23 protein-coding genes are annotated in these 23,499 nt (G+C 66.0%); 18 read left to right on the forward strand and 5 right to left on the reverse strand.

Features of this window, described 5'->3' with window-relative positions:
* Positions 1–562: 562 nt before the first annotated feature.
* A complete protein-coding gene (serA, locus tag ACSFB7_RS27755; RefSeq protein WP_435475547.1) occupies positions 563–1,795 on the reverse strand; it encodes a phosphoglycerate dehydrogenase in 1,233 nt (410 codons plus the stop codon).
* A gap of 227 nt (positions 1,796–2,022) precedes the next feature.
* On the opposite strand from serA, the gene ugpB reads away from it, so the two are divergent.
* The 6 genes from ugpB (at position 2,023) to ACSFB7_RS27785 (ending at position 9,435) form a co-directional block, all read left to right on the forward strand.
* Positions 2,023–3,333 carry a sn-glycerol-3-phosphate ABC transporter substrate-binding protein UgpB gene (gene ugpB / locus ACSFB7_RS27760; RefSeq protein WP_435475548.1) on the forward strand — a complete coding sequence of 437 codons (1,311 nt, stop codon included), beginning with the start codon at positions 2,023–2,025 and terminating at the stop codon, positions 3,331–3,333.
* A 99-nt stretch (positions 3,334–3,432) separates the two neighbouring features.
* Positions 3,433–4,314, forward strand: coding sequence for a sn-glycerol-3-phosphate ABC transporter permease UgpA (gene ugpA, locus ACSFB7_RS27765; protein WP_435475549.1), 882 nt, complete (start codon positions 3,433–3,435; stop codon positions 4,312–4,314).
* 36 nt (positions 4,315–4,350) lie between these two features.
* The gene (gene ugpE, locus ACSFB7_RS27770; RefSeq protein ID WP_435475550.1) at positions 4,351–5,202 is read left to right on the forward strand and encodes a sn-glycerol-3-phosphate ABC transporter permease UgpE; all 852 of its coding nucleotides are present in this window, start codon (positions 4,351–4,353) and stop codon (positions 5,200–5,202) included.
* 3 nt (positions 5,203–5,205) lie between these two features.
* On the forward strand, positions 5,206–6,213 hold the full coding sequence (gene ugpC / locus ACSFB7_RS27775; protein ID WP_187111849.1) for a sn-glycerol-3-phosphate ABC transporter ATP-binding protein UgpC: 1,008 nt from the start codon (positions 5,206–5,208) through the stop codon (positions 6,211–6,213).
* Positions 6,214–6,216: 3 nt separating this feature from the next.
* The gene (gene ugpQ, locus ACSFB7_RS27780; protein WP_435475551.1) at positions 6,217–6,963 is read left to right on the forward strand and encodes a glycerophosphodiester phosphodiesterase; all 747 of its coding nucleotides are present in this window, start codon (positions 6,217–6,219) and stop codon (positions 6,961–6,963) included.
* 51 nt (positions 6,964–7,014) lie between these two features.
* Complete coding sequence (locus tag ACSFB7_RS27785; protein ID WP_435475552.1) at positions 7,015–9,435, forward strand: DUF3772 domain-containing protein; 2,421 nt, start codon at positions 7,015–7,017, stop codon at positions 9,433–9,435.
* A 319-nt stretch (positions 9,436–9,754) separates the two neighbouring features.
* On the opposite strand, the gene ACSFB7_RS27790 is transcribed toward ACSFB7_RS27785, so the two are convergent.
* On the reverse strand, positions 9,755–10,225 hold the full coding sequence (locus ACSFB7_RS27790) for an Lrp/AsnC family transcriptional regulator (RefSeq protein ID WP_435475697.1): 471 nt from the start codon (positions 10,223–10,225) through the stop codon (positions 9,755–9,757).
* Between the two features lie 264 nt (positions 10,226–10,489).
* Here ACSFB7_RS27790 and ACSFB7_RS27795 point away from each other — a divergent pair, with 264 nt between their 5' ends.
* From ACSFB7_RS27795 to ACSFB7_RS27810, 4 genes are all read left to right on the forward strand, one after another.
* Positions 10,490–11,416, forward strand: coding sequence for an ABC transporter substrate-binding protein (locus tag ACSFB7_RS27795; protein WP_435475698.1), 927 nt, complete (start codon positions 10,490–10,492; stop codon positions 11,414–11,416).
* 73 nt (positions 11,417–11,489) lie between these two features.
* A complete protein-coding gene (locus ACSFB7_RS27800; RefSeq protein ID WP_435475553.1) occupies positions 11,490–12,386 on the forward strand; it encodes an ABC transporter permease in 897 nt (298 codons plus the stop codon).
* The gene (locus ACSFB7_RS27805) at positions 12,386–13,180 is read left to right on the forward strand and encodes an ABC transporter ATP-binding protein (RefSeq protein WP_435475554.1); all 795 of its coding nucleotides are present in this window, start codon (positions 12,386–12,388) and stop codon (positions 13,178–13,180) included. The genes ACSFB7_RS27800 and ACSFB7_RS27805 overlap by 1 nt, the downstream gene beginning before the upstream one ends.
* A complete protein-coding gene (locus ACSFB7_RS27810; protein WP_435475555.1) occupies positions 13,180–13,692 on the forward strand; it encodes a GNAT family N-acetyltransferase in 513 nt (170 codons plus the stop codon). Before ACSFB7_RS27805 ends, ACSFB7_RS27810 begins: the two co-directional genes overlap by 1 nt.
* Positions 13,693–13,699: 7 nt before the next feature.
* Here the strand turns inward: ACSFB7_RS27810 and ACSFB7_RS27815 are convergent, their stop codons facing one another.
* Positions 13,700–13,978, reverse strand: coding sequence for a hypothetical protein (locus ACSFB7_RS27815; RefSeq protein WP_435475699.1), 279 nt, complete (start codon positions 13,976–13,978; stop codon positions 13,700–13,702).
* A gap of 113 nt (positions 13,979–14,091) precedes the next feature.
* Here ACSFB7_RS27815 and hemA point away from each other — a divergent pair, with 113 nt between their 5' ends.
* The 6 genes from hemA (at position 14,092) to paeA (ending at position 19,685) form a co-directional block, all read left to right on the forward strand.
* Positions 14,092–15,363 (forward strand): glutamyl-tRNA reductase, encoded by a 1,272-nt coding sequence (gene hemA, locus ACSFB7_RS27820; protein WP_435475556.1) that lies wholly within the window; start codon positions 14,092–14,094, stop codon positions 15,361–15,363.
* Between the two features lie 99 nt (positions 15,364–15,462).
* The gene (prfA, locus tag ACSFB7_RS27825; protein ID WP_187111857.1) at positions 15,463–16,551 is read left to right on the forward strand and encodes a peptide chain release factor 1; all 1,089 of its coding nucleotides are present in this window, start codon (positions 15,463–15,465) and stop codon (positions 16,549–16,551) included.
* Positions 16,551–17,399, forward strand: coding sequence for a peptide chain release factor N(5)-glutamine methyltransferase (gene prmC, locus ACSFB7_RS27830; protein ID WP_435475557.1), 849 nt, complete (start codon positions 16,551–16,553; stop codon positions 17,397–17,399). The genes prfA and prmC overlap by 1 nt, the downstream gene beginning before the upstream one ends.
* 29 nt (positions 17,400–17,428) lie before the next feature.
* Entirely contained in the window at positions 17,429–17,755 is a 327-nt protein-coding gene (gene grxD / locus ACSFB7_RS27835) for a Grx4 family monothiol glutaredoxin (protein WP_013543189.1), read from the forward strand.
* Between the two features lie 19 nt (positions 17,756–17,774).
* A complete protein-coding gene (locus ACSFB7_RS27840) occupies positions 17,775–18,287 on the forward strand; it encodes a cupin domain-containing protein (protein ID WP_435475558.1) in 513 nt (170 codons plus the stop codon).
* 87 nt (positions 18,288–18,374) lie between these two features.
* The gene (gene paeA, locus ACSFB7_RS27845; RefSeq protein WP_435475559.1) at positions 18,375–19,685 is read left to right on the forward strand and encodes a polyamine export protein PaeA; all 1,311 of its coding nucleotides are present in this window, start codon (positions 18,375–18,377) and stop codon (positions 19,683–19,685) included.
* Positions 19,686–19,700: 15 nt separating this feature from the next.
* Here the strand turns inward: paeA and ACSFB7_RS27850 are convergent, their stop codons facing one another.
* Together ACSFB7_RS27850 and ACSFB7_RS27855 are read right to left on the reverse strand one after the other, a co-directional pair.
* Entirely contained in the window at positions 19,701–20,405 is a 705-nt protein-coding gene (locus ACSFB7_RS27850; RefSeq protein WP_435475560.1) for a lytic transglycosylase domain-containing protein, read from the reverse strand.
* Entirely contained in the window at positions 20,402–22,147 is a 1,746-nt protein-coding gene (locus tag ACSFB7_RS27855) for a proline--tRNA ligase (protein ID WP_435475561.1), read from the reverse strand. Before ACSFB7_RS27855 ends, ACSFB7_RS27850 begins: the two co-directional genes overlap by 4 nt.
* A gap of 134 nt (positions 22,148–22,281) precedes the next feature.
* Here ACSFB7_RS27855 and ACSFB7_RS27860 point away from each other — a divergent pair, with 134 nt between their 5' ends.
* Positions 22,282–22,941: an RNA pyrophosphohydrolase gene (locus ACSFB7_RS27860; RefSeq protein ID WP_435475700.1), complete on the forward strand. Its 660-nt coding sequence runs from the start codon at positions 22,282–22,284 to the stop codon at positions 22,939–22,941.
* Entirely contained in the window at positions 22,928–23,491 is a 564-nt protein-coding gene (locus ACSFB7_RS27865) for a CNP1-like family protein (protein WP_435475562.1), read from the forward strand. Before ACSFB7_RS27860 ends, ACSFB7_RS27865 begins: the two co-directional genes overlap by 14 nt.
* The last annotated feature ends 8 nt before the right edge of the window (positions 23,492–23,499 follow it).

Below are 23,499 nucleotides of genomic sequence, written 5' to 3' on the forward strand. Positions count from 1 at the left end.
GTGCTAAGGGCGCTGCGGAGCGCTTCTTGTGGAGAGCGCCCGGTACGCGGTACGGCGCGGTCAGCCCCACTGTGCCGGCCCTTCGGGCTTCCCTGCGGTGCTCGCGTCTCGCGGGGTCTCGCAGAACTCGCTTCGCTCAAACAGCTGCGAGCCCTGATCCGCGAAACGCTGCGCTCCTCGGCGGCCCAGAGGGGCTGACCACACCGCACCGCGTACCGGGCTCAGGGGGTTAGCGAGAACCCTGCACTTCTTTGAGGCCGACTGCCCTCACCCCAGCCCTCTCCCAGGGGGAGAGGGAGTAATACGACAGGGAACGGGCTCCGAAGAGGGGGGATCAACAACCGCTGTCACCACGGCGATGGGTGCTGTGCCCTTGGGCGGCCGTTGAGGCACCGCCGAGCAGCGCAGCGACGGGCGGATCAGGGCTCGCAGCTGTTTGAGCGAAGCGAGTTCTGCGAGACCCCGCCCGTCGTGAGCAGCGCAGGGAAGCCGCGAAGCGGCCGGTGACGTCGGCCGCCCGAGGGCACAGTGCCCATCGCCGAGCCCCCGACGAATCAGAACATCAGAACAGCACGCGGCTCCGAATCGTCCCGTTCACCTTCGCCAGCTTCTCCAGCGCCAGATCCGAAGAAGCAGCGTCGATGTCCATCACCACGTAGCCGACTTTCTCGTTCGTCTGCAGGAACTGCGAGGAGATATTGATGTTGTTGTCCGAAAAGATCTTGTTGATCTCGGACAGCACGCCCGGCACGTTCCGGTGAATGTGCAGCAGCCGGTGCTTGCCCGGATGCGCAGGCAGCGCCACCTCGGGGAAGTTGACCGACGAAGTCGACGTCCCGTTGTCGCTGTACTTCACCAGCTTCTCGGCGACTTCCAGCCCGATGTTGGCCTGCGCCTCCATCGTCGAGCCGCCGATGTGCGGGGTCAGGATCACGTTGTCCAGGCCGCGCAACGGCGACAGGAACTCGTCCTTGTTGCTGCGCGGCTCCACCGGGAACACGTCGATGGCGGCGCCCAGCAGCTTCTTTTCCTTCAGCGCAGCGGCCAGCGCGTCGATCGCGACCACGGTGCCGCGCGAGGCGTTGATGAGGATCGAACCCGGCTTCATCGCCGCAATCTCGGCCGCGCCGATCATCCATTGCGTGGCCTGCGTCTCGGGCACGTGCAGCGTCACGATGTCGCTTTGCGCCAGCAGTTGGTGCAGATCGCGCACCTGGCGGGCGTTGCCCAGCGGCAGCTTGGTGACCACGTCGAAGAACGCCACGTGCATGCCCAGCGCCTCGGCCAGCACCGACAGCTGCGCGCCGATCGAGCCGTAGCCCACGATGCCCAGCGTCTTGCCGCGGATTTCAAAAGCGTTGTCGGCCGACTTGAGCCAGCCGCCGCGATGCGCCACCGCGCTCTTCTCGGGCACGCCGCGCAGCAGCAGGATGGCTTCGGCCAGCACCAGCTCGGCCACCGAGCGGGTATTGGAAAACGGTGCGTTGAACACCGCCACGCCATGCTCGCGGGCAGCTTCCAGGTCGACCTGGTTGGTGCCGATGCAGAAGCACCCGGCTGCCACCAGCTTGTGCGCAGCGGCAAAGACTTCGGCCGTCAGCTGGGTCCGCGAGCGAATGCCCACGAAGTGCACGTCGGCGATCTTGGCCTTGAGTTCGGCGTCGGGCAAGGCACCCGGCAGCGACTCGATGTTGGTGTAGCCGGCGGCGCGCAGCACCTCCACGGCCGAAGGGTGGATGCCCTCGAGCAAAAGGAACTTGATCCTGCTTTTGTCGAGGGAGGTTTTGCTGCTCATGACGTACTCAAGGAAGCCCCGGCCACGGCGACAAGCTAGGCCAAAAAAGGGAGGGCGATGCTAGCATGGTGCAGCGCAACATGCAGGGCCGCAGCCCGCGCCGGGCTTGACGCCAAAGGGGTTTCCCCGACTGGAATAGACCCCGGCTCCGTGCGCCAATGTGACGCGGCTGTGTCATCCACATGCCCTAGCATCCGCGCTTACTATTTTTCCCTTCAGGAGTCTTCATGCGATTCAAGACGCTCGCGCTGGCATCGGCGCTGGCCGCCACGCTGTTCAATGCAGCCCAGGCCCAGACAGAGATCCAGTGGTGGCATTCCATGACCGCCGTCAACAACGAGTGGGTCAACGACCTGGCCAAGCAGTTCAATGAGAGCCAGAAGGAATACAAGATCGTGCCGACCTTCAAGGGCACGTACGACGAATCCATGACGGCGTCCATCGCAGCCTTCCGCGCCGGCAACGCACCGCACATCCTGCAGGTGTTCGAAGTGGGCACCGCCACCATGATGGCCAGCAAGGGCGCGATCGTTCCGGTCGGCCAGGTCATGAAGGACGCGGGCGAGAAGTTCGACCCGAGCGCCTACATCCCCGCCGTGGCCGGTTACTACACCGCCCCCAACGGCCAGATGCTGAGCTTCCCGTTCAACAGCTCGACCACCATCTTCTATTTCAACAAGGACGCCTTCAAGGCGGCCGGCCTGCCGACCGACAAGGCGCCGTCGACCTGGCCCGAAGTGGTGGCCGCGGCCGCCAAGCTCAAGGCGAGCGGCCACAAGTGCCCGTTCACCACGGCATGGCAGAACTGGACCCAGCTCGAGAGCTTCTCGGCCTGGCACAACGTGGAGTTCGCCACCAAGGCCAACGGCCTGCAGGGCCTGGACACGCGCCTGAAGGTCAACTCGCCGCTGCACCAGCGCCACGTCGAGAACCTGGCCAGCATGGCCAAGCAGGGCCTGTTCGTCTACAAGGGCCGCGGCAACGTGCCTGAAGCCTCGTTCGTCTCGGGCGAGTGCGCCATGATCAACACCTCGTCGGGCTTCTACGGCAACGTGGCCAAGAACGCCAAGTTCGCCTACGGCCTGGCTCCCCTGCCCTACTACCCGGACGTGCCGGGCGCACCGCAGAACACCGTGATCGGCGGCGCCAGCCTCTGGGTCATGTCGGGCAAGAAGGCCGCCGAATACAAGGGCGTGGCCAAGTTCTTCAGCTTCATCTCGACGCCTGAAGTGCAGTCCGCCAGCCACAAGCGCACGGGCTACCTGCCCGTGACCACCGCGTCGTACAAGCTCACCGAAGACTCGGGCTTCTACAAGCAGAACCCGGGCACCGACGTGGCCGTGACGCAGATGATCCGCAAGGTCACCGACAAGAGCCGCGGCATCCGCCTGGGCAACTACGTGCAGATCCGCGCCATCGAGGACGAAGAGCTCGAACAGGTCTGGAACGGCAAGAAGACGGCCAAGGAAGCCCTCGACGCCATCGTGACGCGCGGCAATGAACAGCTCGAACGCTTCCAAAAAGCGAACAAAAGCTAACGATTGAAGCTCCGGGCACCCGTGTCCGGCTAATATCGCCCGCCCCCGCTCCCCCTTCCCCAAGGGCGAGCCGGGCGGGATTTTTTATGTAGAGGGTTCATGGAAAAACGCGTTTTCTTTCGCTCGGGCTGGCTGCCCTGGCTGCTGCTGACACCGCAGATGGCGGTGATCCTCGTGTTTTTCTTCTGGCCGGCGGGGCAGGCCATCCTGCAGTCGCTGCAGCAGCAGGATGCGTTCGGCACCTCGGTCGAGTTCGTCGGGCTCGACAACTTCAGGCACCTGCTGAGCGACTCGAGCTATGCCGCGTCGTTCAAGACCACGGCCGTGTTCTCGGTGCTGGTCGCGACCATCGGCATCAGCCTGTCGCTGATGCTGGCGGTGTTTGCCGACCGCATCACGCGCGGCGGCACCTTCTACAAGACGATGCTGATCGTGCCCTACGCCGTGGCGCCCGCCGTGGCGGCCGTGCTGTGGGTGTTCATGTTCTCGCCTTCGCTGGGCGTCGTGGCCTATGCGCTGGGCAAGATCGGCATCAACTGGAACCACCTGCTCGACTCGGGCCACGCCATGACGCTGATCGTGATGGCCTCGGTGTGGAAGCAGATCTCCTACAACTTCCTGTTCTTCCTGGCCGGCCTGCAGTCGATCCCGAAGTCGCTGATCGAGGCCGCGGCCATCGACGGCGCGCGCCCGTGGCGCCGCTTCTGGACCGTGCAGTTCCCGCTGCTGTCGCCCACCACCTTCTTCCTGCTGGTGATCAACGTGGTCTACGCCTTCTTCGACACCTTCGCGATCGTCGATGCGGCCACCCAGGGCGGCCCGGGCCAGGACACGACCATCCTGGTCTACAAGGTCTATCACGACGGCTTCAAGAGCCTGGACCTGGGCGGCTCGGCCGCGCAGTCGGTCGTGCTGATGGTGATCGTGGTGGCACTCACGGTCATCCAGTTCCGCTACGTCGAGAAGAAGGTCCAGTACTGATGAAACAGCAGAAAAACAAACTCGGCGGGGTGCACCATGGTTGAGAAACGCGGCACCCACGGCATCCTGGCCCATGTGGTGATGATCCTGGGCGTGCTCATCGTCGCCTTCCCGCTCTACCTGGCGTTCGTGGCCTCCACGCACACCGCGCAAGAGATCGTGCAGGCGCCGATGCCGCTCCTGCCCGGTGCCAACATCGTCGACAGCTACAAGGGCGCGCTCTTCGGCCGCGAGAACAGCGCCGGTTCCAACGCCCCGGTGGCGCACATGATGTGGGTGAGCTTCGTGACGGCCATGGTGATCGCCATCGGCAAGATCACGATCTCGCTGCTGTCGGCCTTTGCCATCGTCTACTTCCGCTTCCCGTTCAAGAAGATCTGCTTCTGGGCCATCTTCGTGACGCTGATGCTGCCGGTGGAGGTGCGCATCCTGCCCACCTACAAGGTGCTGTCGGACCTGAACATGCTGAACTCGTACGCGGGCCTGACGGTGCCGCTGATCGCGTCGGCCACGGCCACCTTCCTGTTCCGCCAGTTCTTCCTCACGGTGCCGGACGAACTCACCGAGGCCTCGCGCATGGACGGCGCCAGCCCGATGCGCTTTTTCTTCGACGTGCTGCTGCCGCTGTCAAAGACCTCGATTGCGGCGCTGTTCGTGATCCAGTTCATCTACGGCTGGAACCAGTACCTGTGGCCGCTGCTGGCGACCACGAGCGAAGACATGTACCCCGTGGTGGTCGGCATCAAACGAATGATTGCCGGCGGCGACGGACAGAACGAATGGAACGTCGTGATGGCCACCGCCATCCTTGCGATGCTGCCGCCCGCGCTGGTGGTGATCCTGATGCAAAAGTGGTTCGTCAAGGGCCTGGTGGATACCGAGAAATAAAAAATGGCAGCTCTCTCTTTACGCAACGTCATCAAGCGCTACGGCCACGGGCCGAAAGCCAACCAGGTCATCCACGGCGTGAGCGCCGAGATTGCAGACCATGAATTCATCGTGATCGTCGGGCCCTCGGGCTGCGGCAAGTCCACGCTGTTGCGCATGGTGGCCGGTCTGGAAGAAATCTCCGCCGGCCAGATCGCCATCGGCGGCAAGGTGGTGAACGAACTCGAACCCTCCGAGCGCGACATCGCGATGGTGTTCCAGAACTACGCGCTCTACCCGCACATGAGCGTGTTCGCGAACATGGCCTACGGCCTGAAGATCGCCAAGGTGCCGGTGCCCGAGATCAAGGTGCGCGTCGACAAGGCCGCGAAGATCCTCGAACTCGGCCATCTGCTGGAGCGCAAGCCGCGCGAACTCTCGGGCGGCCAGCGCCAGCGCGTGGCCATGGGCCGCGCGATCGTGCGCCAGCCGCAGGTCTTTCTGTTCGACGAACCGCTGTCGAACCTCGACGCCAAGCTGCGCGCGCAGACCCGCCTTGAAATCCAGAAGCTGCACCGCGAACTCGGCATCACCTCGCTGTTCGTCACGCACGACCAGGTCGAGGCGATGACGCTGGCGCAACGCATCATCGTGATGAATGGCGGCGTGATGGACCAGTTCGCCACGCCAGAAGAGGTCTACAACCGCCCCGCCACCACCTTCGTGGCCAGCTTCATCGGCTCGCCGCCGATGAACCTGCTCAAGCACGCACCGGGCGTGCGCCCGGGCCAGATCCTGGGCATTCGCCCCGAGCACATGAAGCTCGACGAAAACGGCTGGACGGTGCAGGTCGAGCAGGTCGAACTGCTGGGCGCCGAGCGCCTGGTCTATGGCCGCATCGGCGAAGAGCAGATCATCATGCGCACCGACGAAGGCGACCATCCGCCAGTGGCTGGCGACACCGTGAAGATCGCCGCACGCGAAGAAAAGCTGCACTGGTTCGACGCCGGCTCCGGCAAGCGCGCGGACTGAGCGATGGCGGCGCTGAAACCCTGGCCCTACCCCCGCTGGGTCGCCCATCGCGGCGCCGGCAAGCTCGCGCCTGAAAACACGCTCGCGGCTTTCAAGCTCGGCGCCTCGCACGGCTACCGCATGTTCGAGTGCGATGCCAAGCTCAGCGCGGACGGCGTGCCCTTCCTGATGCACGACGCCACGCTCGACCGCACCACCAGCGGCCACGGCACGGGTGGCGCGCAGCCCTGGAGCGCGCTGTCGCAGCTCGACGCGGGCGGCTGGCATTCGCGCAGCTTCGCGGGCGAGCCTCTGCCCACGCTGGAGAACGTCGCGCGCTTCTGCCGGGCCAACGAGTACCTGCTCAACATCGAGATCAAGCCGACGCCCGGCACCGAGCGCGAGACCGGCGAAGTGGTGGCTCAGGAAGCCGCGCGCCTGTGGCAGGGCGCGGCCATTCCCCCGCTGCTCACGTCCTTCCAGGTCGAGTCGCTGAAGGGCGCGCTCGCCGTGCAGCCCGAACTGCCGCGCGGCCTGCTGCTCGACACGCTGCGCGGCAACTGGCTCCAGACCGCGCAAGACCTCGGCTGCGTGGCCGTCGTCTGCAACCATGCGCTGTGGGATGCGGCCGTGGTCGCCAAGGTGCACGGCGCCGGCATGCGCGCGCTGAGCTACACCGTCAACGACGACTGGGCCGCGCAGCGGCTGATCGACCTGGGCACCGACGGCATCATCACCGACAGGGTGGACCTGTTCAGTCCCGCCGGCTGACGCTGCATTTCTTACCGGCGCTTACGACATGGCGGCTTCTATGATGCGGCCATGAGTTGGACCCTACGCCTCGCGACCTTCTGCTTCACCGCCCTCCTGATGTGTGGCGGCGCGCTGGCGCAACCCGACAGCAGCAACAGCAGCGGGGCCGTCACAACCACGCCGGCCCCCACGGTGGCCGAGCTGCGCGCACAGTTCACCAAGATCTCGGCCGCCGCCGAAACCGACGAAGACGCGCGCAAGCTGCTCACGCAGATCAACGACATCGGCACGCAGGCCGACAAGTTCGTCGCCGCGCGCACCGGCGAGCTGGCCGACCTGAATGCGCGGCTCGGTGAACTCGGCAACCCGCCCGCTGCAGGCGCCACCGAAGACCCCGACATCACACGCCAGCGCACGCGCCTGACCAAGGAGCGCAACGCACTGGACGCAGACATCCGTCTGGCGCGCCTGTTGTCCGTCGACGTGCGGCAGCGCGGCACCGACCTGGTGAGCCAGCGCCGCGCGCTGTTCGAAGCGCAACTGACTGAGCGCGCAGCCTCGCCGTTGACCGGCGAGTTCTGGAGCGACCTGAAGGAAGCCTGGCCCGACGACCTGGAGCGCTTCAAAGCCATGGCCTCCGCGGTCAACGACGGCCTGCTGACCGCCACCCAGCCCGAAACCCGCCTGCAGGTAATCGCCGCTCTCATTGCCGCCTTGCTGCTCGCCGTGCTCGGCAACTGGGCCGCCGAACACGCCCTGACCCGCCTCGCCGCACGCTTCCTGCCGGCGGGGCGCCTGCGCCGCTCGGTGCTGGTGATCGGCATCGTCGCGAGCCATGTGCTGTTGGTCGCCGTGGCCGCGCACGGCTTCGTCGCAGTGCTCAAGGAATACGCCACCTGGGAGCCGCAGGCCCGCAAGGCGCTGCAGTCGATGGCGCAGGCGCTGGTGTTCATGGCCTTCGTGATCGGGCTGGGCCGCGGGCTGCTGGCCACGCGCCGGCCTTCGTGGCGGCTGCCGCCGATTCCCGATGCCATGGCCACGCGCCTGGCCGCCCTGCCCTGGCTGGTCGCGCTGGTGGCGGCGCTGGCGTGGACGCCGGCCGAGGTCAATGCGCTGATCGACGCCAGCTTCGCGGCTGTGGTCGCCACGCATGTGCTCACGGCGCTGATGCTCACGGCGCTGGTTGCCTCGGTGCTCTATCTGGTGAAGCCGCTGCGCGCCGATGCACCGGAAGCCGGACTGCCCGAGCGGCCGATGTGGGTCGGCCTGCTGGTCGCGCTGATCGGCTTGCTGATGATCACGATCTGGGTGCTGGTCGCGCTCGGCTATGTGGCGCTCGCAAGCTTCCTGGCCTCGCAGATCACCTGGAGCGGCATCGTGGCCGCGGCCTTCTACGTGCTGTTCAAGTTCGCGGACGACGTGTTCATGGCGGTTGTGTCGTCGCGCAGCACCTTCGGCCAGCGGCTGCAGAAGAGCTTCAACCTCGCGCCGCAGACGCTGGACCAGGCCGCGACGGTGCTCTCGGCGATCAGCCGGGTCGCGCTGTTCTTCTACATGCTGATCGCACTGGCCGCCCCGCTGGGCACCGGCCCCGGCGAGGTGTTCCAGCGCAGCGGCAAGTTCGGCTCCGGCGTGAAGGTGGGCGAGTTCCAGTTGGTGCCGGGCGCGATCTTCAGTGCCATCTCCGTGGCGGTGATCGGTTTTGTCGTTCTGCGCGTCTTCAAGCGCTGGCTCGAACGCAGCTACCTGCCCAACACGCAGCTCGAACCGGGCATGCAAAGCTCGATCACCACGCTGCTGGGCTACGTCGGCGGCATCCTGGTGATCGCGTTCACGCTGTCGGCGCTGGGCATCGGCATCGAGCGCATCGCGTGGGTGGCGAGCGCGCTGTCGGTGGGTATCGGTTTCGGTTTGCAGGCCATCGTGCAGAACTTCATCTCGGGCCTGATCCTGCTGGCCGAGCAACCGGTGAAGGTGGGCGATTGGGTGGTGCTGGGCACGGCCGAAGGCGACGTGCGGCGCATCAACGTGCGCGCCACCGAAATCCAGCTGGGCGATCGCTCCACGCTGATCGTGCCGAACTCGGAGTTCATCACCAAGACCGTGCGCAACATGACGCTGGCCAATGCAGAAGGCCGCGTGCTGATCCGCCTGCCGATGCCACTGACCACTGACGCGCAGCGCGTGCGCGAGCTGATCCTTGCGGCCTGCCGTTCGCACGAAGGCGTGCTGGAGACGCCCGCGCCATCGCTCACGCTCGAAGGCATCGAGAACGGGTTGCTGATCTTTCAGGCGATCGCTTATGTGGCGAGCCCCCGTCTGGCGGGCGGCGTGCGCAGCGACCTGCTGTTCGTGATCCTCGACGAACTCAAGAAGGCCGCATTGCCGATGGCGACGCCGACCACGTTCATGATGGCGCCCACCGAGCCGGCTGCGGCTGCCCCGGCGCCTGCGACTTCCAACTCGCCGATACCTGGCATGCCGACCTGAGCTTGTCTTCAGGCTGGCTGGGGCGCTGTTGCTGCTGTTCGTTCAGGGCGTCGCTCACGCCGACACGGTGCTCTTTTTCGCGAATGTCCCCCGCTTCGCTCCTCCTTTATTTCGCGAAAAAGAGCCCCGTATCGACGTGAGCGCTATGCAGAGCGGTCGTTGATCGCAGGATCAATAGCAGCGTGCCCCTGTGCGAATGACACCAGGTGCTCCCCGCAGCGAAATAAAGGAGGAGCGAAGCGGGGGACATTCGCGGAGGGGAGCTCCTGGTGTCATTCGCACAAGCCCCGAACGAACCCGCCTGAAAAGCACCAGAGATTCAATCCAGCGGCAACGCAGTAGTGCACTTGATCTCATTGAGGCACACGCTCGAGCGCACAGCAGAAACACCGGGCATGTGCATCAACGTATGCATCAGAAACTGCGAAAGCGCCTCCAGATCCTGCGCGACAACCTTGAGCACGTAGTCGAAGTCGCCCGTCACCGAATAGCACTCCAGGATCTGCTTCATGTCTGCAATCAGGTCCTGGAACTTGGGCAGCTCATCGACATGGCCGCGGGCCATCGTCACGTGGATGAAGGCGATCACCCCCAGCCCGACATGGCGCGCATTCAGCCGCGCCGCATAACCGCTGATCAACCCCAGCTCTTCCAGTCGCCGATGCCGCCGCAGGCACTGGGCAGGCGAGAGATTGGCCACTTCCGACAATTCCAGGTTCGATGCACGGCCATGCACCTGCAAGTGCTCAAGAATCCTCCGGTCGATTCTGTCGAGTTCAATCTCATGCAATTTCATCTCTCACAACCTCCAATTGATGAAATTGTATTTCTCAAAGCGGGGTAAGCCCGAGGGGTTCATGCACCTTAATTGTGCAAAGTACGATCTAGACTCCGAAGCTGCCGGAATTGCATGCCGCGATTCCAGGCCGCTGAATTCCCGGCCCCGGCCCACGCCGGCAGCCTCATCAGACGCATCCACCCCCATCCGGAGACCTCTCACGTGAAAAACGCTTTGCTTCGCACTCCCTTCAGCGCAGTGGCCCTGGCCCTCGGCATGCTGGCCGCCGCGCCTTCCTTCGCGGCCGACACCAAGTCGGTGGCCGTGACCGCCATCGTCGAACACCCGGCCCTGGATGCCGTGCGCGACGGCGTGAAGGCCGAGCTCAAGGCCGCCGGGTACGAAGAAGGCAAGAACCTCAAGTTCAGCTACCAGAGCGCACAAGGCAACGTGGGCACCGCCGCCCAGATCGCCCGCAAGTACATCGGCGATGCACCCGACGTGATCGTTGCCATCGCCACGCCGTCGGCGCAGGCCGTGGTGGCCGCCACCAAGACCATTCCGGTCGTGTACTCGGCCATCACCGACCCGGTCGCCGCCAAGCTGGTGAAGAACTGGGACGCCACCGGCACCAACGTGACCGGCGTGTCGGACCTGTCGCCGCTCGAAAAGCACGTCGCCCTCATCAAGCAGGTGGTGCCCAACGCCAAGCGCATCGGCGTGATCTACAGCCCCGGTGAAGCCAACTCGGTGGCCATCGTCGCCGCGTTGAAGAAGGCCGCCGCCGACGCGGGCATGACCGTGGTCGAAGCCGCTGCCGCCCGCACCGTGGACGTGCCGACCGCCGCGCAGAGCCTGGTGGGCAAGGCCGACGTGATCTACACGCCGACCGACAACAACGTGGTGTCGGCCTTCGAGGGCATCGTGAAGGTGGCGCAGCAGGCCAAGCTGCCCGTGGTGGCCGCCGATACCGCCACCGTCGAGCGCGGCGCCGTGGCCGCCCTCGGCCTGAACTACAGCGACATCGGCCGCCAGACCGGCAAGATCGTCGTGCGCATCCTCAAGGGCGAAAAGCCCGGCACGATCGCCTCGCAGACCAGCACCAACTTCGAGCTGGTGGTGAACCCCGATGCCGCCAAGCTGCAGGGCGTGACGCTGTCCGACGCGCTGCTGAAGACGGCGAAGGTCGTGAGCACCAAGTAAGCCCTGCGCAGGCCGACCACCCTCTTTTCAACGAGGGCGGCCGGCCTGTTCCTGCCTCGCCGGAAGCCCCCACATGTCCCTCATTGCATCGCTGGGCGCCATCGAGATCGGTCTGATATTCGGACTGGTCGCGCTGGGCGTCTTCATGTCGTTTCGCATCATCAATTTCCCCGACCTCACGGTGGACGGCAGCTTTCCGCTGGGCGCCGCCGTGGCCGCGACGCTGATCGTCGCCGGCTGGAACCCGGTGCCCGCCACCGTCGTGGCCTGCATCGCCGGTGCCGCCGCCGGCTGGGTCACCGCCTGGCTCAACGTCAAGCTCAAGATCATGCAGTTGCTCGCGAGCATCCTGGTGATGATTGCGCTGTACTCCATCAACCTGCGCGTGATGGGCAAGCCCAACGTGGCGCTCATCACCGAACCCACCGTGTTCAGCATGGTCAGCTTCGGCGGCATGCCCGAGCAATGGGCCAAGCCGCTGTTGCTTCTGCTGATCGTGATCGCGGCCAAGATCGTCGTCGACATGTTCTTCGCCTCCGAAGCCGGCCTCGCGATGCGCGCCACCGGCGGCAATGCGCGCATGGCGCGGGCGCAGGGCATTTCGACCGACTTTCACACGATGGCGGGCCTGGCCCTGTCGAACGCGCTGGTGGCGCTGGCTGGTGCGCTGTTCGCGCAGAGCCAGGGCACGGCCGACATCTCGATGGGCGTGGGCACGATCGTGATCGGCCTGGCCGCGGTGATCATCGGCGAGACGCTGCTGCCCGCGCGCAGCATGATCATCACCACGCTGGCCTGCGTGCTGGGTGCGCTGCTGTACCGCTTCTTCATCGCGATGGCGCTGAACACCGACTTCATGGGCCTGCAGGCGCAAGACCTGAACCTGGTCACGGCCGTGCTGGTGGCGTTCGCGCTGCTGGTGCCTGCCTACAAGCGCAAGCTGGGCGCGCTTTTCAAGGGGAAGAACTGATGTTGCGCGCCCAACAACTCGAGATGACGTTCAACCCGGGCACGCCGATCGAGAACCGCGTGCTGCGCGGCCTCAGCCTGGAGATTCCCACCGGCCAGTTCGTCACCGTGATCGGCTCGAACGGCGCGGGCAAGTCGACCTTTCTGAATGCGGTGAGCGGCGACCTGATCGTCGACAAGGGCAGCATCGAGATCGACGGCAAGGACGTGACCCGCATGAACGCCTGGCAGCGCTCGGGCATGGTGGCCCGCGTGTTCCAGGACCCGATGGCCGGCACCTGCGAGGCGCTGACCATCGAGGAGAACATGGCATTGGCATGGAAGCGCGGCGAGCGGCGCGGCTTCGGCTTTTCGCTCAACCGCAACCTGCGCGAGCTGTTCCGCGAGAAGCTGTCGATCCTGAAGCTGGGGCTCGAAAACCGGCTGGCCGACCGCATCGGCCTGCTGTCGGGCGGGCAGCGGCAGGCGGTGAGCCTGCTGATGGCGTCGCTCAAGCCCTCGCGCATCCTGCTGCTGGACGAGCACACGGCGGCGCTGGACCCGAAGACCGCAGCCTTCGTGCTGGAGCTGACGGCCAAGATCGTCGAAGGCAGCCAGCTGACCGCGATGATGGTCACGCACAGCATGCGGCAGGCACTGGACTACGGTTCGCGCACGGTGATGCTGCACGAAGGCCAGGTGATCCTCGACGTGGCCGGGCCGCAGCGCGCAGGCCTCGATGTGCCTGACCTGCTGCGCATGTTCGAGCAGACGCGCGGCGAAAAGCTCGACGACGACAAGCTGCTGCTGGCCTGATGGTGACGGATGCCGTCTTCGTGCGTGCGATGCGCGCGGACGACCTCGACGCCGTGCTCGCGATCCAGCTCGCCTGCTACGGCGCGGGGTTCGTGGAAGACGGCGCACTGATCGCGCGGCGGCTCGCGACCGCGCCGCACACGGGCTGGGTCGCCGAACACGCGGGCGGCGTGCGGGCCTATCTGGCGGGTTATCCGTCGATGGCCGGCAAACTCACGCCGCTGCACGGCGAGTTCGAGGTCGCACAGGAACCGGATTCGCTGTACCTGCATGACCTGGCGGTTCATCCCGAGGCTTCGGGGCTGGGCCTGGGGCCAGGGCTGGTGCGCCACGCCTGGGCCCATGCCGCGCAAGCGGGCTGGCGGCATTCGACGCTGGTGTCGGTGCAGGCCTCGGTGGGTTTCTGGGAGAGACAGGGTTATGCGGCGGTGCAACCTGCGGGCCCCGACCAGCAGGCCCGGCTCGCGACCTACCCCGGCGCCTCGGTCTACATGGCCCGGCGGCTGGACTGACCGGATTTCAGCGGCGCCAGCCGCGCATCGCCAGCCATTGGACGGTGCCGCAGACCACCACCAGCGCCGCATAGGTCGCCATCATCCCGTCGCGACCGAACACGACCAGACCGACCAGCGACACCCCCACGCCGGCCGCAAAGGTCAGCGCCCACTGCACCCACCAACGCGGAACGCCGGCGCGCCGCCCTCCCAGGTACCGGCCTGCGAAGGCCAGCACAAGGGCGATGAAGGCCGCGGGTGCGACGAAATTGAGCAGGTGGTTGAGGAGGTCCAGCAGGTCCATCGGGTGGGCCACGCGCAGGCGTCGCGTCATGCGGCAGAGGTTATGGCTGTCATAGGGAATGCCATTTGTCCCTCGGCAACCCTGGAGCGGCTGCTGATTTTATAATCACGGCCATGTCAGTCTGGGCTCTCGGCTTGAACCACACGACCGCGCCGCTCGATCTGCGCGGTCGTTTCGCGTTCGCGCTCGATCAGATCGCCCCCACGCTGCAGAGTCTGCGCAGCTCTTTCGCCACCGGCCGCCACCCCCAGGTCGAAGCCGCGATCATCTCCACCTGCAACCGCACCGAGATCTACTGCGCCTCCGAGCACATCGCGCTGGACCACACCTTCGGCTGGCTGGCCCAGAGCGGCGGCGTGGCTCCTGCCCTGCTGCGCTCGCACGCCTACACCCTGCACGACGACGAAGCCGCCCGCCACGCCTTCCGCGTGGCCAGCGGGCTCGACTCGATGGTGCTGGGCGAAGCCCAGATCCTCGGCCAGATGAAAGACGCCGTGCGCGCGGCCGAAACCGCTGGTGCGCTCGGCAGCACGCTCAACCAGTTGTTCCAGCGCTCGTTCGCGGTCGCGAAAGAAGTACGCACCGCCACCGAGATCGGCGCGCATTCGATCAGCATGGCCGCCGCGGCCGTCCGGCTGGCTGGCCAACTCTTCGAAGACCTGCACCAGACGCGCGTGCTGTTCGTCGGCGCGGGCGAAATGATCGACCTGGCCGCGACGCACTTTGCAGCCAAGGACCCGAAGTCCATCGCCATTGCCAACCGCACGCTCGAACGCGGCGAGAAGCTGGCCTCGCGCTTCGGCGGCGAGGCGATGCGACTGGCCGACCTGCCGGCGCGCCTCGCCGAGTTCGACATCGTGGTGAGCTGCACCGCGAGCACGTTGCCGATCATCGGCCTGGGTGCCGTCGAGCGCGCGCTCAAGGCGCGCAAGCACCGCCCGATGTTCATGGTCGACCTGGCCGTGCCACGCGACATTGAACCCGAAGTGAAGGCGCTCGAAGACATCTATCTCTACACCGTCGATGACCTCGCGCAAGTGGTGCAGCAGGGCCAGGCCAACCGGCAAGCCGCCGTGGCGCAGGCCGAGGTGATCATCGACGCCGGCGTGCAGAGCTTCATGCACTGGCTGGGCCAGCGCGGCACGGTGCCGCTTATCCAGCAACTCAATGCACAGGCCGACGAGTGGCGCGCCGCCGAGATGGCGCGTGCGCGCAAGCTGCTCGCCAAGGGCGAATCGGTCGATGCGGTGCTCGAAGCCATGTCGCGCGGGCTCACGCAGAAGATGATGCACGGCGCCATGGCCGAGCTGCATGCGGGCGATGCCGCATCGCGCGAGCAGACGGCGCAGACCATTTCGCGCCTGTTCCTGCGCAAAGAGCGTTAGCGACGCTGGTCAGCGGCCCGGCCCTGCGTGCCGCGGCTTCCACGCGCACAGCCGTTGCACCGCGGCCCCCTCTTCCCATTTTTCCGAGCCCCTTTCGACGTGAAATCCTTCCTGCGCCACCAACTCGAACGCTACGCCCAGCGCCTGGGCGAGCTCGACTTCCTGCTCTCGCGCGAAGACATCATGAGCGACATGGCGCAGTACCGCACCATCTCGCGCGAGCATGCCGAAATCACCCAGATCGCCGGCCGCTACGAGCGCTACAAGCAGCGCGAAGCCGACATCGCCGGGGCGAAGGACATGCTCGACGACCCCGACATGGCCGAGATGGCCCGGGACGAAATCGCCGGTGCCGAGGCCGAGCTGCTGCAGCTCGAAGAAGAGCTGCAGCGCCTGCTGCTGCCCAAGGACCCCGACGACGCGCGCAACGCCTTCATGGAAATCCGCGCGGGCACGGGCGGCGACGAATCGGCCCTGTTCGCAGGCGACCTGCTGCGCATGTACACGCGCTACTGCGAGCGCGCAGGCCTGCGTTGCGAGGTCGTGAGCGAGAGCGCGAGCGAGCTCGGCGGCTACAAGGAAGTGGTGATCCGCATCGTCGGCGACGACGTCTTCGGCAAGCTTCGCTTCGAATCGGGCGGCCACCGCGTGCAGCGCGTGCCGGCCACCGAGACGCAGGGCCGCATCCACACCAGCGCCTGCACGGTCGCCGTGCTGGCCGAGCCCGACGAGACCGTGGCGGTGCAGATCAACCCGGCCGACCTGCGCATCGATACCTACCGCGCGAGCGGCGCCGGCGGGCAGCACATCAACAAGACCGACTCGGCCGTGCGCATCACGCACATCCCGACCGGGATCGTGGCCGAGTGCCAGGACGACCGCAGCCAGCACCGCAACAAGGCGAAGGCGCTGCAGGTGCTGTCGGCGCGCATCCAGGAAAAAGACCGCAGCGAGCGCGCCGCCAAGGACGCGGCGATGCGCAAGGGCCTGATCGGCAGCGGCGACCGCTCGGACCGCATCCGCACCTACAACTTTCCGCAGGGCCGGCTCACCGACCACCGGATCAACCTCACGCTCTACAAGCTGCTGGCGATCATGGAAGGCGACCTCGGCGACGTGCTGGAGGCGCTGCGCGCCGCGCGCGAGGCCGAGCAACTGGCCGAGCTGGAATCGAGCCTGCCGGCGTGATGAGCAAAGTCACCACGCCCTCCACCGTGGCGCAGGCGCTGGCTGCGGCGGTCGCGCTGGGCATCGACCGGCTCGATGCGCAGTTGCTGCTGCTGCACGCGCTGGGCCGCGCGCCCCATGACCGGGCATGGCTGCTGGCGCACGACACCGATACGCTGCCGGATGCGGCATGGTCCACGCTCGCGACGCAGTTGTCGCGCCGGCTGGCGGACGAACCGGTCGCCTATCTGCTGGGCGAGAAAGAGTTTCACGGCCTCAGCCTGCAGGTGGATGCACGGGTGCTGGTGCCGCGTCCGGACACCGAGACGCTGGTCGAATGGGCCCTGCAGTGCCTTGAAGGCCATGCCGCCCCGCGCGCGCTCGACCTCGGCACGGGCAGCGGCGCGATCGCGCTGGCGCTGCAACATGCCCGCGCCGATGCGCAGATCGATGCGGTCGATGCCAGTGCGGATGCGCTGGCGGTCGCTCAGGCCAATGCACGGCGCCTGGGCCTGCCGGTGCGCTTTGCCCAAGCCCACTGGCTCGATGGCGCCGCCGACGGCTACACAGTCATCGCCAGCAACCCGCCGTACATCGCCGCCAACGACCCGCATCTGCCCGCGCTGCGCCACGAACCCTCCACGGCGCTGGTCGCCGGCGCCGATGGGCTCGACGACATCCGCCAGATCATCCGAAACGCCCCCGATCACCTCGCGCAAGGCGGCTGGCTGCTGCTCGAACACGGCCACGACCAGGCCCAAGCCGTGCGCCAGTTGCTCGCCGAACGCGGTTTCACCGACGTCCAAAGCCGGGAAGACCTGGCCGGCATCCAGCGCTGCTCCGGCGGAATCTGGCGCACGGTGAAATAATCCCCCCAGCCCACTTTTCAGGAGTCCCCATGTCCGACGCTCAACAACGCATCGACGATCTCGTCAAAACCAACGAACTCGTGCTCTTCATGAAGGGCAATGCAAGCTTTCCGATGTGCGGCTTCTCGGGCCGCGCCATCCAGATCCTCAAGGCCGTCGGCGTCGACACCAAGACGCTCAAGACCGTCAACGTGCTCGAAGACGACGGCATCCGCCAGGGCATCAAGGAATACAGCAACTGGCCCACGATTCCGCAGCTCTACGTGAAGGGCGAATTCGTCGGCGGCTCGGACATCATGATGGAGATGTACGAGTCGGGCGAACTGCAGCAAGTGCTCAACGGCAACCCTGCCTGATTGCACGAAGAGGCCTGCAATGAGCCACGATCACGCAGAAGATCACGGCCATTCGCATTCGCACGATGACGACGCGGCCTGGAAGCACGATGGCGTGCGCGTGGTCGCAGCCAATCAGCTCGACGCCAACACCGCGCAGACGCCCGGCATGAACCGGGCCGCCGCCATCAACTTCGCCCGCGTGGGCGCCCAGAAGCTCTGGGCCGGCACGGTGACCATCCATGCCGATGCCAAGACCGGCGCCCACCACCACGGGCACCTCGAATCGGTGATCTACGTCGTGCGCGGCCGGGCCCGCATGCGATGGGGCGAAAAGCTCGAATTCACCGCCGAAGCCGGTCCGGGCGACTTCATCTACGTGCCGCCGTTCGTGCCGCACCAGGAAATCAACGCCAGCGCGACCGAGCCACTCGAATGCGTGCTGTGCCGCAGCGACGGCGAAGCGGTGGCGGTGAATCTCGACATCGAGCCTGTAGAGAAACCCGAATCGGTGCTCTGGGTCGACCCCACGCACCCACACGGCGGGGTCTGACCAGACCCTGTTGAGGGGCGCCGGCATCCCGGCGTTCCTGGAACCGCGGCCAGTCATGGCACCATGGCGGTCTTCACCGTGCCTGCCATGACCCTTACCCAAAGCCTGCTCATCATCGTCCTGCTGATCGCGATGAGTGCCTTCTTTTCCCTCGCCGAGATCACCCTGGCCGCCTCGCGCCGCCTGCGCCTGCGCCAGATGGCCGACGAAGGCGACCCGCGCGCGGAGAAAGTGCTGCGGGTGCAGGAGCAGCCCGGCCACTACTTCACCGTGGTGCAGATCGGCCTCAATGCCGTGGCAATCCTCGGCGGCGTCGTGGGCGAAGGCTCGCTGAGCCCGTACTTTGCGATGTTCTTCGAGCGGTGGCTGAGCGTCGAGGCTTCGGCCAACATCGCCTTCCTGTGCTCATTCGTGATCGTCATCGCGGTGTTCCTGGTGTTCGCCGACCTGTTCCCCAAGCGGCTCGGCATGAGCAACCCCGAGCAGTTGGCGGTGCGCCTGGTCGGGCCCATGCAATTGCTGATCACCACCTTCAAGCCGCTGGTGTGGTTCTTCACGCGCTGCACCGACCTGCTCTTCAAGGTACTCGGCATGCCGCTGGCGCGCGACGACAAGATCACCTCGGCCGACATCCTGGCCATGACCGAGGCCGGCGCGCGGGCCGGCGTGCTCGCGGTGCGCGAGCAGCAGGTGATCGCCAACGTGTTCGAACTGGAAACGCGCCTCGTCAGCAGCGTGATGACGGCCCGTGAAAGCATCGCGTGGTTCCTGCATGACGACCCGGAGTCGGTGCTGCGCGCGCGCATCGTGGCCGAGCCTTTCTCCGCCTACCCGGTGTGCGACGGCGACATCGACCACGTGCTCGGCTACGTGGACGCCAAGGACATGTTCCAGCGCGTGCTGAGCGGCCAGCCGCTGGCCTTCGACCAGGGCCTGACGCTGCACAAGGCGCTGGTGATTCCCGACCGGCTCTCGCTCACCGAGGTACTGGAGCAGTTCCAGCAGGCGCACGAAGACTTCGCGATCATCGTCAACGAATACAGCCTCGTGGTTGGTGTGATCACGCTCAACGACGTGATGAGCACGGTGATGGGCGACCTCGTGTCGATGCCCGACGAGGAGCAGATCGTTCAGCGCGACGAGAACTCGTGGCTGATCGACGGCATCACGCCGATCCAGGACGTACAGCGCGCACTGCACATCGACGAACTGCCGCACGCCGAGGAATACGAGACGCTGGCCGGCTTCCTGATGGTGATGCTGCGCCGGGTGCCCAAACGCACGGACAGCGTGACCTGGGGCGGCTACACCTTCGAGGTGATGGACGTCGACAGCTACCGCATCGACCAGGTGATGGTGACCAAGGGCTCAGCGACCGCCAAGGCCGTGGCCGCCTGAACGGACCGGACCGCCTCAGGCGGCCGAGCGGTCGCGCTCGCGTTCCTTGTCGTTGAACGCCCAGATCCGCTGGTTCGCGAACACCGCGTTCGGATACGGCGACTTGCCCCGGCTGCCGTTGTAGCGGCCGAGCGTCATGTACAGGTCGCCGTTCTCGCGGTCGAGGTAGTGGCGCAGGATCACGCAGCCGAAGCGCAGGTTGGTCTGCATGTGGAACAGCTTGGCCGGGTCGCTGTCGCCGATCACGCGCGTCCAGAACGGCATGACCTGCATGTAGCCGCGCGCGCCGGCGCTCGACACCGCGAACTTGCGAAAATTGCTCTCGACCTGCACCAGCCCCAGCACCAGGCTCACATCGAGCCCCGAGCGCTTGGCCTCGTACCAGACGGTCTGCAGGAATTCCTTGCGCGAGGGCCAGTCGGTGATCTTCTTCTTGAGCCGCTCGCTCATTTCGCCAAGCCAGCGCAGGTAGGCCAGCCGGGCTTCGGTGTTCGAGAACTCCGGGACGGGTGGCGCCTTGTTGTGGATGGCCGAGCTGAGCGCGGTACGCACCGAGTCGATCAGCGGTTCTTCGATCTGCGCCCCGGCAAAGGCGACGCGGGGCAGCGAAGCCATCGAGAGAACGCCGGCAACCGTGGCGCCCGTGATGCACTGCCGGCGGGTGACCCCGCCCTGCGCGGCCGTCACCGCGAGATCGTCGGGACGGCCCGGCAGGCTCATGCGGCGAGTTTGCCGGCGATGAAGTCGGCGATGCCGGCGGCGGGCACCTTGGTCGCGGCCGTGTCGCGGCGATGCTGGTATTCGAGCTGGCCTTCCTTGAGGCCACGGTCGGAGATCACCACGCGGTGCGGCACGCCGATCAGTTCCCAGTCGGCGAACATCGCGCCGGGGCGTTCGCCACGGTCGTCGAGCAGCACGTCGACGCCGGCGGCGAGCAGTTGCTCGTAAAGCGCCTCGGCCGCAACCTTGACCTCGGGGCTGCGGTCCATGCCGATGGGGCAGACCACCACCGTGAACGGCGCCAGCGCGTCCGGCCAGATGATGCCGCGCTCGTCATGGTTCTGTTCGATGGCGGCAGCGGGCAAGCGCGTGATGCCAATGCCGTAGCAGCCCATCTCGAGCAGTTGCGGCTTGCCGCCTTCGTCGAGGTAGGTGGCGTTCATGTCCTTGCTGTACTTGGTGCCGAGCACGAAGACGTGGCCGACTTCGATGCCGCGCTCGATGGCGAGCACGCCCTTGCCGTCGGGCGAGGCGTCGCCGGCGACCACGTTGCGGATGTCGGCGACCAGGTCGGGCTCGGGCAGGTCACGCCCCCAGTTGACGCCGGTCATGTGGAAGTCGACTTCGTTGGCGCCGGTGATCCAGTCGGCCAGCACGGCCGCGTCGCGGTCGGCCACGAGCTTGACCGGCTTCTTGAGGTTCAGCGGGCCCAGGTAGCCGGGCTTGCAGCCGAAGTGCTCGTCGATTTCGGCGAGGGTCGCGAAGCGGAAGCCCTGGTCCAGGCCGGGGAGCTTACTGACCTTGATCTCGTTCATGTCGTGGTCGCCGCGCAGCAGCAGCAGCCAGACCTGCGAGCCCTTCGGGTTGCCGGCCGCGTCGACGATGTCGGTGGCCAGCACCAGCGACTTGATGGTGGTCGACAGCGGCACGCCGAGCAACTCGGCCACGTCGGCGCAGGTGCTTTTGCCAGGGGTCGGTGTCTTCTCCAGCGCCTTGGCGGCTGCGGGTCGCGGGCCGGCCGGTGCCAGCGCCTCGGCCTTTTCCATATTGGCGGCGTAGCTGCTGTCCGGGCAGTAGACGATGGCGTCTTCACCCGTCGCGGCGATCACCTGGAATTCTTCGCTCAGGTCGCCGCCGATGGCGCCGCTGTCGGCCGCGACGGCGCGGTAGCGCAGGCCGAAGCGATCGAAGATGTTGCGGTAGGCCTGTGCCATGACCTGGTAGCTGGCCTTGGCCGCATCGAGGTCGCGGTCGAAGCTGTAGGCGTCCTTCATGATGAATTCACGCCCGCGCATCAGGCCGAAGCGCGGACGGCGCTCGTCGCGGAACTTGGTCTGGATCTGGTAGAAATTCTTCGGCAGCTGCTTGTAGCTGCGGATTTCCTGGCGCGCGATGTCGGTCACCACCTCTTCGCTGGTGGGCTGGATCACGAAGTCGCGGTCATGCCGGTCCTTGATGCGCAGCAGCTCGGGGCCCATCTTGTCGAAACGGCCTGTCTCCTGCCAGAACTCGGCCGGCTGCACCACCGGCATGGCGAGCTCGACGGCGCCCGCGCGGTTCATTTCCTCGCGCACGATGGCCTCGACCTTGCGGATCACGCGCAACCCCATCGGCATGTAGGTGTAGATGCCCGTGCCGAGCTTCTTGATCATGCCGGCGCGCATCATGAGCCGGTGGCTCGCGACCTCGGCGTCAGCGGGCGCTTCCTTGAGGGTGGAGACAAAAAATCGGGAAGCTTTCATCGGGATCGCGGTGATGGAAACGGAATGGAAGTGGGGGACTGCTCCCCCGGAGAGACCCTGAGAGCCTGCATCGCAGCTTGCCGAGGGCAACCCGGCATGCATAATCGACTCAGTTCAAAAATTGGGGTTTGATTATGCTCGACCGGGACGGCTTCAGGCCCAACGTCGGCATCATCCTGCTCAACCAGAGAAACCAGGTTTTCTGGGGCAAACGCATACGCACACATTCCTGGCAGTTTCCGCAAGGCGGCATCGATCGCGGCGAAAGTCCCGAACAAGCCATGTTCCGGGAACTGCATGAGGAAGTGGGGCTCCATCCGGAGCATGTGCGCATCGTGGCCCGTACCCGCGACTGGTTGCGCTACGAGGTGCCGGATCGGTTCATCCGCCGTGACGCACGGGGCCACTACAAGGGCCAGAAACAAATCTGGTATTTGCTGCAACTCGTCGGCCACGACTGGGATCTCAACCTGCGTGCCACCGATCATCCCGAATTCGACGCATGGCGCTGGCACGACTACTGGGTGCCGCTTGAAGTCGTCGTCGAGTTCAAGCGCGGCGTCTACGAGATGGCGCTGACCGAGCTTGCTCGCTACCTGCCGCGGCAGGATTTTCGCAATCGCTTCCTGCGCAGCAATGTGCGCGCCCGAGAGTTCGAGCGCCATCCTGCTGCGCCGGGCCATGAACCCAATTTCGAGCTGCCTCCGGGCGCAAGCTTCGACCCGGACCCCAATGCCAAACTCGCGAACGACACCCCCTTCCCTCCAACGGGGCCGTACCATGCGCCGCGTTGAACGCGCGCTGATCCTCGTCGGCCTGTGCGCGCTCATTGCCGCGTGCAGCTCGAAGGGCTACAACACCGACAATCCCGACTGGGCCCAGGGTGGCATGCCGCTGCCGCCCAAGGTCACGAACATGGATGGCGAATGGAAGGAAAGCGAGGCGCCACCACCGCCGAAGTTCGATGTGAAGCGCCTCGAACCGATCGCGATGCCTCCCTACATGACGCTGAAGTTCGGCGTTGATCCGGCCACCATCACGATCACTCACGATGGTGTTGTGCGCTACGTGGTCGTGGCGAGCAACGCCCACAACCCCAACGGCTCGATCAACGCCTACTACGAGGCCGTGCGCTGCTCGACCGCCGAAATGAAGAGCTATGCGCGCTTCAACAATGGCGCCTGGGAAGAAGTGAAAAAACCCGAGTGGAAGAGCTTCCGGGACTTGAATTCGGGTTACTCGCGGCAGCTGGCAATACAGGGCCTGTGCCGTGGCGATGCGCCGCGTGACTCGGTGAAGGACATCGTCGCCAATCTCCGCGATCCGGTCCGCAAACTGCAGTAGCGACATGG

The sequence above is a fragment of the Variovorax raffinosi genome, assembly GCF_051216615.1.
Classification (GTDB): Bacteria; Pseudomonadota; Gammaproteobacteria; order Burkholderiales; family Burkholderiaceae_C; genus Variovorax.

What these genes read in the sequence shown, in the direction of transcription:
- serA (WP_435475547.1), bottom strand. Translation starts at nt 1,795, where the DNA reads ATGAGCAGCAAAACCTCCCTCGACAAAAGCAGGATCAAGTTCCTTTTG.
- ugpB (WP_435475548.1), top strand. Translation starts at nt 2,023, where the DNA reads ATGCGATTCAAGACGCTCGCGCTGGCATCGGCGCTGGCCGCCACGCTG.
- ugpA (WP_435475549.1), top strand. Translation starts at nt 3,433, where the DNA reads ATGGAAAAACGCGTTTTCTTTCGCTCGGGCTGGCTGCCCTGGCTGCTG.
- ugpE (WP_435475550.1), top strand. Translation starts at nt 4,351, where the DNA reads ATGGTTGAGAAACGCGGCACCCACGGCATCCTGGCCCATGTGGTGATG.
- ugpC (WP_187111849.1), top strand. Translation starts at nt 5,206, where the DNA reads ATGGCAGCTCTCTCTTTACGCAACGTCATCAAGCGCTACGGCCACGGG.
- ugpQ (WP_435475551.1), top strand. Translation starts at nt 6,217, where the DNA reads ATGGCGGCGCTGAAACCCTGGCCCTACCCCCGCTGGGTCGCCCATCGC.
- ACSFB7_RS27785 (WP_435475552.1), top strand. Translation starts at nt 7,015, where the DNA reads ATGAGTTGGACCCTACGCCTCGCGACCTTCTGCTTCACCGCCCTCCTG.
- ACSFB7_RS27795 (WP_435475698.1), top strand. Translation starts at nt 10,490, where the DNA reads ATGCTGGCCGCCGCGCCTTCCTTCGCGGCCGACACCAAGTCGGTGGCC.
- ACSFB7_RS27800 (WP_435475553.1), top strand. Translation starts at nt 11,490, where the DNA reads ATGTCCCTCATTGCATCGCTGGGCGCCATCGAGATCGGTCTGATATTC.
- ACSFB7_RS27805 (WP_435475554.1), top strand. Translation starts at nt 12,386, where the DNA reads ATGTTGCGCGCCCAACAACTCGAGATGACGTTCAACCCGGGCACGCCG.
- ACSFB7_RS27810 (WP_435475555.1), top strand. Translation starts at nt 13,180, where the DNA reads ATGGTGACGGATGCCGTCTTCGTGCGTGCGATGCGCGCGGACGACCTC.
- ACSFB7_RS27815 (WP_435475699.1), bottom strand. Translation starts at nt 13,978, where the DNA reads ATGGACCTGCTGGACCTCCTCAACCACCTGCTCAATTTCGTCGCACCC.
- hemA (WP_435475556.1), top strand. Translation starts at nt 14,092, where the DNA reads ATGTCAGTCTGGGCTCTCGGCTTGAACCACACGACCGCGCCGCTCGAT.
- prmC (WP_435475557.1), top strand. Translation starts at nt 16,551, where the DNA reads ATGAGCAAAGTCACCACGCCCTCCACCGTGGCGCAGGCGCTGGCTGCG.
- grxD (WP_013543189.1), top strand. Translation starts at nt 17,429, where the DNA reads ATGTCCGACGCTCAACAACGCATCGACGATCTCGTCAAAACCAACGAA.
- ACSFB7_RS27840 (WP_435475558.1), top strand. Translation starts at nt 17,775, where the DNA reads ATGAGCCACGATCACGCAGAAGATCACGGCCATTCGCATTCGCACGAT.
- paeA (WP_435475559.1), top strand. Translation starts at nt 18,375, where the DNA reads ATGACCCTTACCCAAAGCCTGCTCATCATCGTCCTGCTGATCGCGATG.
- ACSFB7_RS27850 (WP_435475560.1), bottom strand. Translation starts at nt 20,405, where the DNA reads ATGAGCCTGCCGGGCCGTCCCGACGATCTCGCGGTGACGGCCGCGCAG.
- ACSFB7_RS27855 (WP_435475561.1), bottom strand. Translation starts at nt 22,147, where the DNA reads ATGAAAGCTTCCCGATTTTTTGTCTCCACCCTCAAGGAAGCGCCCGCT.
- ACSFB7_RS27860 (WP_435475700.1), top strand. Translation starts at nt 22,282, where the DNA reads ATGCTCGACCGGGACGGCTTCAGGCCCAACGTCGGCATCATCCTGCTC.
- ACSFB7_RS27865 (WP_435475562.1), top strand. Translation starts at nt 22,928, where the DNA reads ATGCGCCGCGTTGAACGCGCGCTGATCCTCGTCGGCCTGTGCGCGCTC.